Below are 15,945 nucleotides of genomic sequence, written 5' to 3'. Positions count from 1 at the left end.
TCGGGCCCTCGGTATTTCTACCCGCCGAAAACCCAGCCCGGACAAGCAGAAACGGCCCGCCAGCCGAGCTGACGAGCCGTCATGCAAGATCGAGGTTAAACAATCGTTTGATGACAGATTCCTCGGGGGTGGCGCGGTCCTGGTTCGGGCCCCTGGCGGAACCAGAGCACGTGATCTTGGTGCTACTTCCGCTGGATCAGCGACCGCTGTTAGCGTGCCATCCATGATCAAGGGCAACTTAGCGGGTCGAATAGGCCGGATGGCGGGGGACAGTAGGCCGGAGCGCGTGCTGGTCGCCGCCAGTTTCGTCAACCGAGTCGGCAATGGTCTGTTCAACGCGGCGTCAGCGCTCTATTTCACCTTGGTCGTGGGCCTGCCTGCGGTGCAGGTCGGTGCCGCGCTCACCATCGCCGGAGTGATCGGTCTGTGCGCGGGGATACCAGGCGGGCATCTCGCAGATCGGCGAGGGGCTCGCACGATCATGATGTTGGCCCTCGCGGTCCAGGCCGTGTCGATGGCGGCCCTCGTCCTCGTCGAGAGCTGTGCCGCGCTCACGATCATCGCGACGGTCGACCAGATCGCCGCAGCGGCTGGTGGGGCGGCGTGGGGCGCGCTGGTGGTCCGGGTCGGGGGTGAGCGCCCGGCCCTGTTCCGTGCCAAGCTGCGCACGTTCGTCAACCTGGGCGTTGTCCTGGGAACGGTGGGTGCGGGGCTGGCGCTGGCCGCGAACACCCGCGGCGCCTATGTCACGCTGATCCTCGGCAACGCGGCGAGCTTCGCCCTGTGCGCGGTGTTTCTGCTCCTGCTGCCCCGCTATCCGGTACTGGCAGCACCACCGCAACGGCGGCGCTGGCCCGTCCTCGCGGATCGTCCCTTCCTCGCGTTCACCGCCCTCTACGGGGCCATGGGACTGCAGTACCCGGTGGTCTCACTACTCCTACCGATCTGGATCTCCGAGCACACCGAGGCGCCGCGTTGGACGGTGGCCGCGCTGTTCGCCGTCAACTCCCTGTTCTGTGTGCTGATGCAGACCAGGATCGGCTCGCGTATCGAGACCCCGCACGATGGCGGCCTGGCGTTTCGCACGGCGGGGCTGCTCTTCCTCGTCAGCTGCCCGATGATGGCACTGGCGGCGTACACCCCTGTCTGGGCGGCGGCGGGACTGGTCCTGGCCGCGATCTTCGTCCACAGTCTGGGAGAGGTTTGGGAGTCATCGGCGGCCTTCGCCCTGGGCTTCGGTCTTGCTCCCGACCACGCACAGGGCCAGTACCAAGGTGTCTTCGGTCTCGGCTTCAGCGCGGGCCAGGCTCTCGCCCCCGCGATCCTCACCACGGTGGTACTCGGCCTCGGCACGACAGGCTGGCTGCTGCTGGCGGTGTTCTTCGCGGCACTGGGCGCTGTCGGTCCATCTCTTGCCCGCTGGGGCATGCGGACCCGGCCGCAACCAGGTGTTGCTGCGGAAGTGACGGGATGACCGCGAGTTAGGTGTCAGAAGCCTTCTACCTCGTCGTCCTCGTCCAGCTCCGGCGCGTCCGGGTCGCGCAGCGGGCGCAGGGCGCCGGCGGACGGGACGCTGGCGGTGAAGCTGTAGCGGCCGAGCAGGTTGAGATTCTTGTGCTTGAGTGGGGAGAGCCGGGCAACATCCTCGTCGCGGATCTCGTGGCCCTCGGCCTTCAGCTGGGTCACGGCGGCGTCGATGTAGCGGGTCGTCCAGAGCACGATGGCGTTGAGGACCAGGCCGAGCGCGCCGAGCTGATCCTCCATCCCGTTGCGGTACGCCTGGTGGATGGTGCCGCGCTTGCCGTGGCACACGTCCCGGGCCAGCTTGTGGCGAGACTCCTGCACGGTGAGCTGCCGGTTCATCTGCCGGCGGTAGGTGTCGTCCACCGGGTCGACCACCCGCAGCAGGTGTTCGGTCTTCGCGATCCGCCCGTACTCGGCGAACGCCGCGCCCAGCGGGGTCGGGCGCCCTTCGCGTCCGAACATGCGCAGCAGGTCGTAGGCGCGGACCTGGTTGGTGACCAGGGAGCCGGCGACCTTCAGTATGTCCGGCCAGTGCGTGATCACTTTGTTCAGGTTCACGCGGTTGCGGGCCAGGTCCTCCACCACGCCGTACGGGCCGGTCTCGACGCCGGGCATCGTGGCCCGCCAGAACCGCTGGTCGTCCAGGTCGCGGAACCGCGGGGAAAAGTTGTAGCCGAGGATCTTGAACAGGCCGAACACCATGTCGGAGTACGAGGCGTTGTCGGTCGCCACCATCTCCGGCTTCACGCCGCCGTCCAGGTTCAGCAGCGCGTCCAGGATGTGCAGGGAGTCGCGCGGAGTGCCGGGCACGACCATCTGCCCGATGCCCGCGACCTGGTCGTTGACGGCGTTGAGCCAGGTGATGCCACGCTTGAACCCGAAGTACTTCGGCGACGGCGCCGCGCTGACCGTACGGACCGGGACGACGAACCGCAGACCGTCCACCGAGGCGAGCAGACCCTCGCCCCAGAACTTCACGATGGGCACCTCGGCCTGGGCGGCGATCAGCGCGGCGTTCGCCGCAGCGATCGTGTCGGCGCGCAGGTAGTACTGGTCGACGTGCACGAGCCGGGCCCGGGTCAGCGCCTCGTAGCCGGGGTGGACCACCGGGGCCAAGCCGATGTTGCACGCCTCGGAGACCAGCAGCGCGACCATGGAGGTGGGCAGGTCCTTCATCCGGGTGGTGCCGTCCCCGAGGTGCACGAAGGCGTCGAGGAACCCGGTCCAGGCATTCACCTCGAACAGCAGGTCCGGCAGGTCGATCTTCGGGAGCATCCTCTCGACCCGCTTGCGCAGCCAGTTCAGCGACTTCGGCTCACCCAGCGCGTGGAGCTTCTCCACGTTCAGCTTCGCCCGCCCATTGGGCTGCACCTCGACGCTGATCTTCGCGTCGGCGCCGGCCTCCTCCAGCCCCTCGGCCATCTGCTTCCACGCTGCGTCCAACACCTCTGCGGAAGTGGCTTTTCGCTGATTTTAGACAATCGCCGACCGGAACTGCCCACTCAGTCGCAGGGTGGTTGATGTGCGTGGGGAAAGCGGGGTGAGGGGCGCGCGCGATTCTCCTAGGAGGGTGGCTTCCTTGGCAGTTGTCTAAAACAATGCTCATCGACTCTCCTCGACCCGGCCTGCCGAAGTCACACGGCACCCGCCTGCCCGTAGGAGAGGCAAGCCAGATCGGTCGCCGAGGTCGGGGTGCCGTTAACGACCGTGTCACCAGCCCCAAACGAGCTCACAGCCTCTCAGCGGCTGTGATGCGGGTGGCGTAGACCGGCCTTGGTACTGGTGGGCTCGCGTATTCAACCGTCGCGAGTTGACCCACCTCACTCCGACCCTGCTACTGAGCGTGACAGCCGTGGGGGAGATTCTGCATGTCAGGGGCATCCGGTTGGATGAGCACGTGACTGTCTATGACGTAGCTCGCCAGCTCCCTTCCATCGCTGACCTGCGGAACCTGTGCCGCTCACTGGCGATGCTCGATGCGATCTTGAGCCCGGACTGGGAAGGCCGGTACTACTCCTTCAATGCCGGCTGGGCCGACGGCGAGGAGATGGCGTCGATGCGCAACGGGTCGGGGGACGAGTACTCCATCGTGTTCTCGGCGGCCGGGGCCTATGTCCGTGGCTTCGACCACGAAGCACCGATGAGCCCATATGGCAACGATGGCGAGCCCTGGCCGGGAGTGATCGACGAGGTTCCGGAGGTCTTCAAGCCCTTCGTCGAAGAGCCGGCGTTCACCGACGAGGACGACGTTCCCGTCGTGACGGCCTGCCTGTGGCGGGAGGCGACGGATGATCGGTGGCGGCACGGCGCGATCGACTTCCCCGCCGGGTGTTCCGACCCCGATGGGGCAACGGGCCTGTTCGAGCTCCTGGTCGACCGTTCGCCGGAAGCGTTCCAGCGCTTTGCCGAGGCTTCCGCCCCGTCCTCTCGTTGACCGGTCGCGAAGAACCTGGCGTCGGCGAGCACCGCTTCGTTGTTGGGGAAGGTTCCTTCGGACACGAAGGAATACCCGTGCTCGATCGCGTGGGCGAAGGACATCTGCATCCAGGCGTTCGCCGCTTGCTGGGTGGCCGGGACCATCGCGATGGGGTCGCCGTCCATCAGCTCCAGGAACTTCGGGTGGAACTGGCGCAGCTCGTCCCCCGAGAGCTGGATCACGTCGCGCTCCGCGTTGCGCTGCCGCACTTTCGCCATCGCCCGGCTCTTGCCGGCCGCCGGCTGCGCGCCGGTGAGGATGGCGATCGGCCGGTCGCCGGGTCGCCGGCCGCCGAAGACGTAGTCCACGACCAGCGTGTCGAACAGGTCCCGGAGCTGTCCCGGAGTCAGCTCGTACGGGTCCGGGTCAGCCACGGCGCTTCTCGTCGAGCTCACGGATCTCGGCCGCCCACACCGTGATCTTCGCGATCATGGCGGCCCGATCGTCGGCATCGACCGCCTCCTTCTCGTCCCGGAGGCGGAGGACCTTGCTCCACCAGCTGCGGCGCTCGTCCTCGGTGGTGGCATCGCTCGAGAGTCTCACGTAGCGGGCCGACAGGTGCGTGGCGGTCTCGGCGAACATGTCGTAGACCACGGACGTGGGGACGTCGTCGGGAACGGCCGTGGTCGGGCTGTGCTCGGTCATGGTGCTCCTCGCTTCGTATTCAGCGGGTCGTTGTCGACGGACTGCCGGTGCGCGGGCCCGGCCGGGCGGGAATCGGTACGTGCTCCAGCCCGGCGACGCGCTGGGTCTGATCGTGCGCGGCGGTCGGCGGCCGCCGCCACAGGCCCTGGCCACCCCGGGCGGCGAGGCCGCCTTCCGCGCGGACCTGGGCCGGTCGCCCGCGCACCGGCGCGGCCGGGACGTCGATGCCGTCGCCTCGCTGCAGGCCTTTGAACACATCGCACCCCAGCGCATCCACACCAACGCGCTCGTCCGCAAATCTCAGCTCGCCCGAGCGGGAGGGCAAGTCCGAGGGCCGACTCCTCCACGCCTGTGTCCTCAGTAGGCCCACCAGCTCTGGTTGGCGTGCGCGTAGCCCTCCCACATGCCGGCCGGCGCGCCGTTGTCGGTGCGCGGGCCGGCTACTTCCAGGCACTTGCCACCGTTGGGGTTCTTCAGGGTACCGACGGCCGGCGGGACCGGCATGTCACTGGCGTTGGCAGACGGCGCGACGGTAGGCAGCAGAGCGCGGCGCCAAGCACGGCGGCAGCCGCAGTGTGGCGGGTACGACTCATGGGTGTTCCGTTCTCAGAGAGACGATACGCAGATCAGTGTGTCAGGTTCGCATGACACATAATCAGGCACAACGGAGGGATGACGTCCCGCTGTGCGGACCCGGACCACCGCCACCGACGCCGCCACCGACGCGAGCAGATCGCCCACCTCACCGCTCAACTGGCCGCCGCCGAAGGGGTCCTCGAACGCCTGCGGATCACCCGCGAGACGCTGCTCGAGATCGTCGGCGACAGCCTGCACACCGAGGACGTCTGCCGGGCGCTCGGCCTCGACACCGAGCCCCGCCACACCGAAGGCACCCGAGCCAAGCTGAAACGCCTGGTCAGCCGAGACGTCCTCTCAGCCCGGACGAGGCTCAGCGCCGGTGGCCGTTCCCCTGCGGCTCGGGGCCTCCTCGCCCCCGGCCGCCGCGGTTCACGTCCGGGCCCTGTTGCCGGCGCTGCTGCTCGGCGGCGAGCTGCTGGGCGGCCTGGATGCGCCGGGCGTCCTCGGCTGCGCGCTGGGTGCAGGGCTGGGCGTCGCGGCGGTTCATCTCCTGCCGGATCGCCGTCACCGAGGCGTGGAACCCTTCCCAGCGGCCCCATGCCGCCTTGGCCTCATCCCATGCGGCCCGCAGGCTGCGCCGGCGCGAGGCCGTCATGCGCGTCAGCACGGTCTCCCGGGTGCCGCCGGCACGCTGCCAGGACGCCAGCACCTCGCCGTGGTCGGCGGGGTCGCCGGCCCGGGCGGTGGCGTCGGCCAGCTGCCGCCGGGCCTCGGTGAGCTTCCGCGTGTGTTCGACGGAGGCCTCGCGAACGGCGGTCAGCCGGCGGTCCAGGGCCTCGCGGTCGGCGCCGCGAACGGCGGGCCGGCCGAACATCGCGGTCCGCGCGAGTCTCTCCTCGAGGCCGGACGCCTGCTGGTCGGCCTGGTCGGCGCCAGCCTCCAGGTCCAGGATCCGTTCGGCGGCCTGCCGCATCCGCAGGATCGCCTCGACCCGCTCTGCCCGCTCCGTGACGCGCCGCTCGACCTCGCCGCCGGGAACGAGCGCGGCATCCAGCTCCGCAGCCCTGGCGTCCTGGGCGGTCGCCTGCTGATACGCGGCCTCCGCTGCCTCGGCGGCGTGGGCCATGGCGGCCGTCAGCTCGACGTCCGACCAGGTCGCGTAGGGCAGGTCCTGCCACTCCACCACAGCGGTGGTGTCCTGCTCCTCGACCGGCTCGACCAACACCGGGGCCGTGTCCGGCTCGACCGACGTGGCCTCCGCCGGCGTCTCGGCTGCGGCTTCCCCGGCCGAGACCGGCTCGACGTCCTCGGCCGGCGCGAGCTCAACCGGCTCCGGGTCGACGGTGACCGGTTCGAGGGCATCGGTGAGCAGGGGCCCGGGTGCCGGGTACAGGGCCTCGCCGCGCCGGGCGGCAGCGTCGACGGCGTGTGCCCGTCGGCCGACGGCGGCGACCTGGTCGTGCAGGGTCTGCCAGGCCCGGGCGTCCCGCTCGTCCTCGGGCCGGTCGCCGAGTCCGGGCTCGCTGTCACGTACCTGGCGACGGGTACGCCAGGCGTCGGCCAGGGCCGCGGCGCTCTCCCAGGCCTCGCGCAGCTCGTGGTCCCGGGCCGGCACGGGGCCGAGGCCCCGTGCCCAGGCGGGCGGGTCCTCAGCGAGGGCCTGGCCGGTGCGGCGCAGGCTCTCCTCGATGACGGCGCGCCGTTTCCGCAGGTGGTCGATCCAGGCGGGCGGGGTGTGCTGGTCGCGCTCGACCGTACGCTCCGCCAGCCACTCGGGCACGGGCCCGCCGTGGTCGGAAGCGGGCGGTGGGCCGTCGGGCAGGATCTCGCGCAGACGCTGTTCGGCGCGCACCCGCTGCTCGATGGCTTCCGCGCGCCGCAGCCGCACGATGGCCTCGTCCTGCCGGTGGTGGTTGGCGCGCACCACGGCGGCGGTGGTCGCGCCGTCCAGACCCGCCGTGGAGGCGTGGCCGCGTCCAGGCTCGCGCTGCCAGGTCTCACGTGCCCGGTCGCGTCGGCTCATACGGGCGCGGGTCCGCTGCTCCTGCCGGAGTGCGTGCAGTTCCCGGTAGGTCTCGCGGGCGGCGTCGCGGTCGCCCGTCATCACCGCGAGCCGCCAGGTGCGGCGGGCACTGCCGATCGCGTCGGCGAGCCGGCGGCTGGTGAGGTCGCCGTGGCGGCGGTTCGGCCAGGCCGGGACCGGCAGGCCGTCCACCGTCAGCGGCTTGGGCTGGCTCGCGACGCGGGCGTCGGCCTTCTTCAGCTCCTCCAGGGCCTGGGAGCGGCGCGCGGTGGCGCGCCCGGCGAGGGAGTCGAGCTGCTCGCCTGTCAGGTTGGCGAGGGGACGGCGGGTGTGCTGCTCCTGCAGGCGTTGGACGGTCTCGCCGACGTCCTCGACGTGGTTGTCGATGCGCCAGGAAAGCACCGCCGAGACGTCGTCGGCGTCGTGGAAGTCCCGCTCGTGGTAGGCGGCGCTGAGGATGCGCTCGGGCGCGAAGCCCTTGCGTTCGGCGTCGCGGACCGCGCGCACGACGGCGGGCCAGGCGTCGGCGGCGATGAACGCCTCGGCGGCCTCGCCCAGGACGTTGCGGAGCATGCTCTCGTAGCGCAGGGACAGGGCCCGGGCGTGGACGTCGGTGTACTCGTTGGCGAGCTGGCGGACTCCCCAGGCCCGGTCCCACTCCTCGCGGATGGTGTCGGTCGCGGACCGGGAGGCCTGGGAGTTGCGGGCGATCGCCTGCAGGACGTCGGCCATCGTCTGGCCGTCCTCCAGGATCACGTAGCCGCGGTTCTCCTGCCGGCCGCGGGTCATCTCGACGTAGGCGGACTCACGGGCGGTGCTCGTGCTGAAGAGGCCGCCGCCGGTGTCGACGGTGGCGCCCTGTCCGCGGTGGCCGGTGCTCGCGTAGCCGAGTTCCACGTACTTCCGGACGTACTCGGCGGGCAGGGTGGCCTGGCCGCCGTGGCCGGTGTGTCGCACGACCAGGGCCCCGTCCTCCGTGACGCGGACGACGGACCACTGGTCACCGTTCTTGACGAAGTCCTTGCCGCCGCGCACGACGTTCTTGCGAGCGTTCTTGCGGGTGACGACCAGGTCTCCGCCGTGGGCCTGCAGGCCGTCGCGCAGGTCGACGCCGCAGGAGGTGTCGAGGCGGCCGGTGGCCAGGCGGTGCGCCTGGGCCATGGCGTTGAGCTCGGCCACGGTGGCGTTGTCGTCGGCCATCATCATGGCCGTCAGACCGGCCTCGATGTCGCGCTGCCAGTCGGCGAGGATCCGGTGGACCATCTGCTCGCGGCTGCCGGCGACGATGCGGCCCTGGTCGAGGTACCAGGCCCAGGCGTCCTCGGCCTCGCCGCCGCGCAGAGCGAGGGAGGCGGCCGCCTCACCCTGGACGCGGAAGCGGTGAACGCTCTCCAGTTCGACCACGTCCACCATGGCCGCGAGCAGCCGCAACGCGCCGCCGGATTCGACGCTCGCGAGCTGGCCCGGATCGCCGACCAGCCGGACCAGCGCGCCGGCTCGCCGGGCGTCGGCGATGACGGCGGCCAGGCGTCTGCTGCCGGCCATTCCGGCCTCGTCGACGATGACGAGGTCTCCAGGGAACAGCTCGAACCCCGGGTCCATGGGCAGACCCTCGTGGGCGCCCTCACGCCGGGCCGACCACTCGTGCAGGACGTAGGCGGGGGCGTCGATGCCGGCCGCGAGTTCGGCGGCGGCGCGGGCCGAGGGGCCGAGGCCGATGACGCGTCCGCCCGCGGCGCGCACGGCCTCCGCCGCGAGCGCCATGGCGGTGGTCTTACCCGCTCCGGCGGGGCCGATGGCGGCCTCGACGAGGTGCTCGCCGGTGGCGAAGGCGCGGGCGAGGGCACGCTGTCCGGCGTCCAGCGGACGGTCCGGGTGGGCCCGCTGGTAGGCGGCTTCGACGCGCTCGTAGACCTCGGCGGAGGCGGACGGGATCACCAGGGTCCGGGCGGCCGCCACGATCCGGTCCTCGGCGGCCAGCACGGCGGTGGAGGTGTAGAGACCGGCCTCGCGACGCCGGTAGATGCTCTCCCCGTCGTCGCGGGTGAGCGGGTCGAAGCGGGGGTTCGGGTCGGGCGGGGTGATGTCGAGGCACTCGACGGCCAGGGCCCGGGCGGCGATCTGCTCGGCGAGTTCGGCACCAGGCCGAGTGCCCCTGGTCGCGTTCATCACCCACCGGCGGGCCTCGGCCAGGACCTGGCGCCGCCCCCACACACTGCGGTACTCGGAGACGGTCTCGACGACCTCGCGGGCCGCCGTCTCGATGTCGATCCGCAGAGCCGCCACGTCCTCGCGGAAGCCCGCAGCGGCCTCCTGCGCCCCCTGCAGCAGGCCGTCGACACGCTCGGCGCCGAAGGCCTCGACGGCGGCCGCGCGCCACGCGGTGCGCAGGTCGAACAGCGAACGGGCGTGCTCCTTGTCGGGCCGGGTGTCGAGCGTGGCCTGCTGCATCAGCGCGGTGAGCGCCTTGCTGGACGGCTCCCGGCCGTGCTCCTCGCGGTACTCCCGTATCAGCTCGGCGACGCGCTCCTTGATGCCCTTGGAGCGCTGGGAGTGCCCTTCGATCAGGTCGGTCCCGACCCCGGCTATCTCCATCACGGGGCGCTTGCCGGGGGTCACCTCACGGGCCTCGGCCCGCAGGCCCAGCTCGGCGCACACCTCTTCGACCACGCGGGCGTTGTAGAGCTCGGACGCGGCGACGGCCTGCGCGTACAGCAGCGCGCTGTCGAGGCTGCGCCACCTGCCGTCGCGGCCGCGGACCTTGTTCGCGACGACGACGTGGTCGTGGAGCATCGGCTCGCCGAGCCGGTTCTCGTAGTGCCGGAAGCGGGCGGCGATCAGGCCGCCGTCGACGTGTTCCTGGGCGACGCCGCCCGTGCCGGTACGGGTCATCGTCGCCTCGGCCTCCAGCCAGGCGAGCGTGTCGGCGATGGCCTGCCCATGGGCGCGCTCGACGGCCCGGCGGACCTCCGCGTCGCCCAGGGCCCACAACACGGAGATGCTCTTGGAGGCGGAGAAGACGAGGTCGAACCCGGCGACGGCACTCTGCCTGCGTCCTGCCTCGGCCTTCTTGATGAACCGGCCGAGCTCCTCCTTGGTGGCGGGCCTTCGCCCGTGCTGCCGGACGAACAGCCTGACGCCGGCCTTGCCGCGCAGGGCGGCGTGCTCCTGGGAGGTCGGCGGGCGTCCGCGTAGCCGCTCGAATGCCGCGAGCTCCTCGTCCAACAGGCGGCCGAACTCGCCGTCGGGCTCCTTGTAGCGGGGGTAGGCGCGGCCGAGCTTGGCGGCGGCGAGGGCCTGTTTGGCGGTGTCCCCGGCGGCGATCCGGGCCGCGACCACCGCCTCGGCGTCGGGGTGCAGGCCCTCGCCGAACAGTGCTCTCATCTGCACTTCGGTGACGGTTCCTGAGACGCCGAGCAACGCGGTACCCGACCCTGTCCAGGCACCGGGTGGCTGCCCGTTGGCGGTGTAGTAGTCGCCGAGTTCGCTGCCCCGACGGGGCGTGTCGGCCGATACGGTCTCGCGGATGTAGTAGGCGTAGCCGTCCCCCGCGCTGAGGCGATGGACGGTCATCATGCGGGGACTGTAGCCGCCAAAGTCACTCGAGTGTCAGAGGTGTGACTGTCTTGATCTTGAAAAAGTGCGAGGCGTGCTGAGTGCGGCGTGGAGCGAGCTTGCGAGCGGAGGGCGTGCTCGGTGCGGCAGCTCTTGTCAAGATCAAGACAGTCACGAGCTTCGCGAGGCGGTTGTCCACGGTCGGGCTCACCGAGCACGGCTGTGGACAACCGCACCGGCGGCGGGGCTGTGGCCGCGGTACGGGGTGCGCCGGGAACACGGTGCGGCGACGACGGGCACGGGGCGGCGAATGGGGCGCGGGCGCGGCAGCCGTCGGTTCCTGTCCGATTCGGGCCCGCGCGCAGCGCCGGGGCGGCACAATGAGGTCCACGAATGATCACTGGGGAGGGATCAGCTCACGTGACACAGGAAACCGGGGGAGCGCGCAAGCTGTCCGCGCGCCAGAAGGCCCGCCTCGCGGCGGCCGAGCGGGCGGAGAGGTTCGAGCGACGCGAGGCCGAGCGCCGGCGCCTGGCGGAGGACGTCATCCTCCGCCTCGACGAGGCCGACGAGTTCGCGGCGGAGACCGAGCGGCTCGTCGCCGACCTGCGCAGGGACCGCGCCGCCAGACTCACCGAGAAGTCGGCGACGGTCGACGCCCTGGTGGTCGAGCTGCTCGGCACCGGCGTCGACGCGGCCGAGGCGGCGGAGCGGGTCGGGCTGTCGCAGGCCGAGGTGAAGGCGGCCAGGCGGCGGCATGCCGCGGCCGTGACGCCTGAGACAGCGCGTCAGCGGGACGAGGAAGCCGTCGTGTCGCACCCGTCGTAGGCATCGAGAACAGTCCCACGCGGCGAGGCAGGAGTTCTCCCGCGACTGGCCCTCGCGCCTACGGGGAGGAGGCCGGCAGGGGCAATCTGCCAGCGGGAGAGAGAAGCGGCGCGCAACAGCGGCAGGGCGGCCCCCGGGGGGACCCCGTCGAAGCCTGCCGACAGCGGTTTCGGGCAGTTACCTACGGGGCCAGGAAGCAGGTCCTTGCAGCTACGACTCCCCATGGGCACGGCAGTCATGGGCCACTACTGGTCCCAGTCACGGGTGCCTTCGGGATCCCGGTCGAGGGTGTACTCGCTGCGCCAGCGGGCCCGCACCCGGGCGACCTGCTCGCGAGTCGGGGTCAGGTACTTGTGCCAGCGGGATTCGACGCCGTGGGGGTAGCCGAGCAGGTTGCCCAGCACGTTGTTCACGGCGTCGTCCTCCAAGTCAAGAGTCGGCGGCGACGGCCAGGATGCCGCGACTGCGGCGATCTCCTCCCGGGTGAAACCCATGAAGGGTGTGGAACTCCCAGTCCTCGAAGAACGGTCCGTTCACGGCTGCGTCAAGGCACTCCTTGATGATCCGCAGCTCTTGTTCGGTCATCCGCTCGATCGTGTTCACAGCTGAATGATCTCATCGCGCGCCGCACCCGAGCGCACACAACCCAGCCAGTGGCTACGCCTCAAGCGGGATGGTGGCGAGGGTGTTTCCAGCAGATCTGCCAGCCGGGCAGGTCCGCCGCCGATCGGGACGCGCTGCCAGTGGACCTCGTTGACGATGATCCGGCTCACGCTGAACAGGGCGTGGCCGGGCCGGACTCGGTGGATGGTCTGCGCGAGGTCGTCGGTGTCGGTGTCGGCGGCCGCGTAAGCGGCGGTCGTGTGGAGCACATCGAGCGGGTATCCGGTGGAGTCCGGGCCAAAGACCCGGTGGACGGCCATGCGGACCCGCTGCTGCAGGGCGGCGAGTTCACCGTCGGGGTGGAGGTCGAGCCGTACGCCCGTGCGGTAGGAGATCGGTGACCCGGCCTGCAGGTTGATCGGCCCACTCCAGGCCACCGCGACGCGCAGTGGCCACCGCGTCGTTTCGGCTGGGCCCCGCGTCTGCGGGGAGAAGAGGTCATTCCTCGGCATCGCCAAGGAGACCACCGGCTGACCCCCGCGGGTGCGGGGAGGAGGGAGTCTGGAGCCGGAGGTCGGCCCAGACCTTCGGCTGACCCCCGCGGGGGCGGGGAGGAGCGCCTCTTGCAGCGGCTGGCCCGGTTGTAGGGCGGCTGACCCCCGCGGGTGCGGGGAGGAGACGATGCTGGACCGGGAGTTGGAGCGGCACGGCGGCTGACCCCCGCGGGTGCGGGGAGGAGGCATCCTGGTGCGGCCTCGGCGTATCTGTCCGCGGCTGACCCCCGCGGGTGCGGGGAGGAGCGTCCTGAACAGGCCTTTTGTGGACCCGCCACCGGCTGACCCCCGCGGGTGCGGGGAGGAGACGGCCGGCGGGCAGCTGCTCGCGCACCACGGCGGCTGACCCCCGCGGGTGCGGGGAGGAGTCAGCGCCATCACCCAAACCGCCCTGCTCGGCCGGCTGACCCCCGCGGGTGCGGGGAGGAGGCCTCGATGTCGAGGACGTGCGCAATGTTGGGCGGCTGACCCCCGCGGGTGCGGGGAGGAGCGCCGCACCGGCCGCACCCCCGAGCCGGCCGACGGCTGACCCCCGCGGGTGCGGGGAGGAGGCCCGCCTGGCCGGCTACACCGGGTTCAGCAGCGGCTGACCCCCGCGGGTGCGGGGAGGAGGACCTCAACGCCCTGATTGCCTGGCAGCAGGTCGGCTGACCCCCGCGGGTGCGGGGAGGAGGTTGCGAACGCGGCCGCCATCGCCGCGGTGAGCGGCTGACCCCCGCGGGTGCGGGGAGGAGACTTCCTGACCTGGGACGACGCGACGCCTTTGCAACTTCTTGACCAGGCGCGATACCCGGAGATGCCAGCGGGCATCCAAGCTGCCGGGCCGTCACAAGGATCGGGACATCGTCCCACACGCCAGCACCGTACCGACGGAGAGTATGCCAAGCCCATTGTGCTCAGAACAGGCCACAGCAAATGAGAGTCGCAGCACTCCGTGCTTCGATCCACATGCCCAGACATTCGCCTTTCGTGTGCACCCCCCTCTGCCACACATACGTCGTCGTAGCTGCAGAGAACAAATCAGGACCACTTCGAAGAGAAGCGTTCACCTCTCGACGCGGAATCAGATCCGATCATTGTGCTCTATGACACGCGGGTCGCGTCAGACTCCTAGCTGATCATCTGGAATGCTGTCCCAGTCCGCCGTCACGGCTTTGAGCGGCGGGCATTCCGAAGTACCGGGCAACACCGCCCGGGAAGCCCACGGAGAGAACGGAACATCATGAAGCCATCTGTGCTTGTCGTGTCCACCGACCCCCAGGGGTCCGCCGTCGTCTGGGCGGAGCGGGTGGGAGACAACCTGCCCTTCGACTTCATGGCGGCGCACGAGCAGGCCGATCAGCTGATCCACCTGAAGAAGACCGGCGCGAAGATCCACGTCATCGCCAACCAGAAGGGCGGCGTGGGCAAGACCACCACCACGGTCAACCTCGCGGCATGCACCTTCGACGTCCTCGGCGAGAAGGACGAGTACCAGCACATCTTCATCGATACGCCGGGCACTCTGGCCGACGAGGAGATCCTGCGCAGCGCGCTGGAGATCGCGGACGACGTGCTGGTTCCGATGATCACCGAGCCGCTGTGCTTCGACCCGACGGCCCGGACCATCCAGAAGGTCATCGAGCCGATGGACATCCCGTTCCGGATCGTCGTCAACAACTGGGACCCGCGGGACGGTCGGGCCGACCTCGAGGACACCGAGGCGTACATCACGGCGAGGGGGTGGCCCCGTGCCAAGACCGTCCTGCGCCGATACAAGATCCACTCGCGGGCGGTGGCCGAGGGGACCGTCGTCACCCAGTACAAGGAGAGCGGCACCGCCTACCGGGCGCGTGAGGACTTCTTCCGTCTGTCTCTCGAGCTCGGGTACGGGGGTCGCTGATGGCAGGCCGTCGTGTCTCCTTCGCCTCGATGGCCGCTGACCCGGTCGTCGACGCCCCGGGTGTGGACAGCAGCGCCAACGACACCCCGGCGCGGTGGGTCCCCACCGCCAACTGCCTGCCGAACCCGCGCAACCCCCGCGACGAGCTGGGCGACCTATCCGACCTGGCGAGCATCAAGGACCGGCAACTGCAGAGCTGCCTTGCCGTCACCCCGGAGGCCTACCTGCGGCTGTGGCCGGAGGACCGTCAGGCGCTCGGCGCGGGCCCGCAGGACGTCGTCGTCGTCAACGGCAACCGCCGCCGCGCTGCAGCGCAGCTGTACGGGCGCGAGCAGTTGCTCGTCGTCGTGGACGACACTGTGGCGGAGTCCAAGGCGACCCTGCTTCGGGCGGCGCTCGACGAGAACATGGCGCGCAAGGACTTCGACCCGATCGAGGAGGCCAACGCGGTCCTGCTCATCGTGGCGCAGTACCCGACCGCCAAGGAGGCTGCCGAAGCCGAGGGCTGGTCCCAGAGTTGGATCTCGCACCGCAAGAACCTGCTGAAGCTCCACCCTGAACTGCAGCGTCAGGTGCGGGCCAAGGCGCGTGGCGAGGAGGGCGTCTCCATCAACGTCGCCCGTCGACTGGGGTCGGTGAAGGGCATCGAGGAGATGTCCCTGGCCGAGCAGACGGCGGAGCTGGAGCAGTTGCTCCAGGCCGACGCCGACGCGGTGGCCGCGAAGCGGGCGGCGAGGCTGGAGGCGAAGGCCGCGGCAACGGAGGCGGTCACGGCGGCCCCTGCCGTATCTGCCCCCGCCGCGACGGCGCCGCAGCCAGCGGCCACACCCGCACCGGCCGCCCAGCCGGTCACGGACGTGACGCCGGCAGCGGCGCAGCCGGTGGTTCCTCCAGCGTCCCGGCCGGTACCTGCCCCGCAGGCTCCGCTCGCGAGCGCTGAACCCACGCCGAACGCCGACCGATTTTCCGCGGAAAATTCCGAGCCGCTTCCGATGCCGGAGCAGCGCGAGAAGCCGACAGCCGCCATTCCTCAGGCAGAGCTCGGTGACGTCGACTGGCACAACGTCGAGGAACTGGCAGACGCCATCTGCCGCACCCTCTCGGCCGACGAGGCCTACCGCCTGGCCGACGCCCTGGCCAACCGTCTGCTGACGACCAGCAACTGACAGATCAGTGGTGGGGGGGCCCCCCCCCCCGGGGGGGGGGGCCCCCCCGCGCGGGGCGGGGGGGCGGGGGGGGGGGCGGGGGGGCCCCCCCCCCCCCCAAAACGCCCATC

The 15,945-nt window shown here is 70.8% G+C and carries 12 protein-coding genes, 3 pseudogenes and 1 CRISPR repeat array; of the genes and pseudogenes, 5 read left to right on the top strand and 10 right to left on the bottom strand.

Translation table 11 applies throughout. The features are described 5' to 3' along the window. Positions 1-223 precede the first annotated feature (223 nt). A complete protein-coding gene (locus tag ACIOJE_RS40225) occupies positions 224-1,474 on the top strand; it encodes an MFS transporter (RefSeq protein WP_400783520.1) in 1,251 nt (416 codons plus the stop codon). 14 nt (positions 1,475-1,488) lie between these two features. On the opposite strand, the pseudogene ACIOJE_RS40220 reads toward ACIOJE_RS40225, so the two are convergent. Continuing rightward, a pseudogene (locus ACIOJE_RS40220) lies at positions 1,489-2,982 on the bottom strand (transposase); the annotation flags it as partial. A gap of 439 nt (positions 2,983-3,421) precedes the next feature. Between ACIOJE_RS40220 and ACIOJE_RS40215 the strand changes: the two are divergent. Next, a pseudogene (locus ACIOJE_RS40215) lies at positions 3,422-3,934 on the top strand (hypothetical protein); the annotation flags it as partial. Between the two features lie 65 nt (positions 3,935-3,999). Here the strand turns inward: ACIOJE_RS40215 and ACIOJE_RS40210 are convergent. From ACIOJE_RS40210 to mobF, 6 genes and pseudogenes are all read right to left on the bottom strand, one after another. Further along, a pseudogene (locus ACIOJE_RS40210) lies at positions 4,000-4,308 on the bottom strand (zeta toxin family protein); the annotation flags it as partial. 58 nt (positions 4,309-4,366) lie between these two features. Continuing rightward, complete coding sequence (locus ACIOJE_RS40205; protein WP_400783518.1) at positions 4,367-4,645, bottom strand: hypothetical protein; 279 nt, start codon at positions 4,643-4,645, stop codon at positions 4,367-4,369. A gap of 19 nt (positions 4,646-4,664) precedes the next feature. Continuing rightward, positions 4,665-4,970, bottom strand: coding sequence for a hypothetical protein (locus ACIOJE_RS40200; RefSeq protein WP_400783515.1), 306 nt, complete (start codon positions 4,968-4,970; stop codon positions 4,665-4,667). A 32-nt stretch (positions 4,971-5,002) separates the two neighbouring features. Next, on the bottom strand, positions 5,003-5,149 hold the full coding sequence (locus ACIOJE_RS40195; protein WP_400783513.1) for an RICIN domain-containing protein: 147 nt from the start codon (positions 5,147-5,149) through the stop codon (positions 5,003-5,005). A 102-nt stretch (positions 5,150-5,251) separates the two neighbouring features. After that, a complete protein-coding gene (locus tag ACIOJE_RS40190; protein WP_400783510.1) occupies positions 5,252-5,527 on the bottom strand; it encodes a hypothetical protein in 276 nt (91 codons plus the stop codon). Between the two features lie 67 nt (positions 5,528-5,594). Further along, positions 5,595-10,823 carry a MobF family relaxase gene (gene mobF, locus ACIOJE_RS40185; RefSeq protein WP_400783508.1) on the bottom strand — a complete coding sequence of 1,743 codons (5,229 nt, stop codon included), beginning with the start codon at positions 10,821-10,823 and terminating at the stop codon, positions 5,595-5,597. 399 nt (positions 10,824-11,222) lie between these two features. Here mobF and ACIOJE_RS40180 point away from each other — a divergent pair, with 399 nt between their 5' ends. Then, a complete protein-coding gene (locus ACIOJE_RS40180) occupies positions 11,223-11,630 on the top strand; it encodes a hypothetical protein (protein WP_400783505.1) in 408 nt (135 codons plus the stop codon). Positions 11,631-11,875: 245 nt separating this feature from the next. Here ACIOJE_RS40180 and ACIOJE_RS40175 read toward each other — a convergent pair whose 3' ends face one another. The 3 genes from ACIOJE_RS40175 to ACIOJE_RS40165 are packed head-to-tail and all read right to left on the bottom strand — an operon-like array spanning position 11,876 to position 12,670. Continuing rightward, the gene (locus tag ACIOJE_RS40175) at positions 11,876-12,043 is read right to left on the bottom strand and encodes a hypothetical protein (protein WP_400783502.1); all 168 of its coding nucleotides are present in this window, start codon (positions 12,041-12,043) and stop codon (positions 11,876-11,878) included. A gap of 16 nt (positions 12,044-12,059) precedes the next feature. Then, complete coding sequence (locus ACIOJE_RS40170; RefSeq protein ID WP_400783499.1) at positions 12,060-12,233, bottom strand: hypothetical protein; 174 nt, start codon at positions 12,231-12,233, stop codon at positions 12,060-12,062. After that, positions 12,230-12,670 (bottom strand): hypothetical protein, encoded by a 441-nt coding sequence (locus ACIOJE_RS40165; RefSeq protein ID WP_400783496.1) that lies wholly within the window; start codon positions 12,668-12,670, stop codon positions 12,230-12,232. The genes ACIOJE_RS40170 and ACIOJE_RS40165 overlap by 4 nt, the downstream gene beginning before the upstream one ends. 29 nt (positions 12,671-12,699) lie before the next feature. After that, positions 12,700-13,521: direct repeats of the CRISPR family, unit length 29 nt; unit sequence CGGCTGACCCCCGCGGGTGCGGGGAGGAG. A 509-nt stretch (positions 13,522-14,030) separates the two neighbouring features. Here ACIOJE_RS40165 and ACIOJE_RS40160 point away from each other — a divergent pair. Both ACIOJE_RS40160 and ACIOJE_RS40155 read left to right on the top strand, forming a co-directional pair. Continuing rightward, positions 14,031-14,669, top strand: a complete 639-nt coding sequence (locus tag ACIOJE_RS40160; RefSeq protein WP_400676160.1) for a ParA family protein — start codon at positions 14,031-14,033, stop codon at positions 14,667-14,669. Continuing rightward, positions 14,669-15,835, top strand: coding sequence for a ParB N-terminal domain-containing protein (locus tag ACIOJE_RS40155; protein WP_400783494.1), 1,167 nt, complete (start codon positions 14,669-14,671; stop codon positions 15,833-15,835). Before ACIOJE_RS40160 ends, ACIOJE_RS40155 begins: the two co-directional genes overlap by 1 nt. The last annotated feature ends 110 nt before the right edge of the window (positions 15,836-15,945 follow it).

Origin of the sequence: Kitasatospora sp. NPDC087861, assembly GCF_044742585.1 — a bacterium.
GTDB lineage: Bacteria > Actinomycetota > Actinomycetes > Streptomycetales > Streptomycetaceae > Kitasatospora.
Note: the sequence above shows the minus strand (reverse complement) of the source record. Positions and strands in the feature narration are given on the sequence as shown.

What these genes read in the sequence shown, in the direction of transcription:
- ACIOJE_RS40225 (WP_400783520.1), top strand. Translation starts at nt 224, where the DNA reads ATGATCAAGGGCAACTTAGCGGGTCGAATAGGCCGGATGGCGGGGGAC.
- ACIOJE_RS40205 (WP_400783518.1), bottom strand. Translation starts at nt 4,645, where the DNA reads ATGACCGAGCACAGCCCGACCACGGCCGTTCCCGACGACGTCCCCACG.
- ACIOJE_RS40195 (WP_400783513.1), bottom strand. Translation starts at nt 5,149, where the DNA reads ATGCCGGTCCCGCCGGCCGTCGGTACCCTGAAGAACCCCAACGGTGGC.
- mobF (WP_400783508.1), bottom strand. Translation starts at nt 10,823, where the DNA reads ATGATGACCGTCCATCGCCTCAGCGCGGGGGACGGCTACGCCTACTAC.
- ACIOJE_RS40155 (WP_400783494.1), top strand. Translation starts at nt 14,669, where the DNA reads ATGGCAGGCCGTCGTGTCTCCTTCGCCTCGATGGCCGCTGACCCGGTC.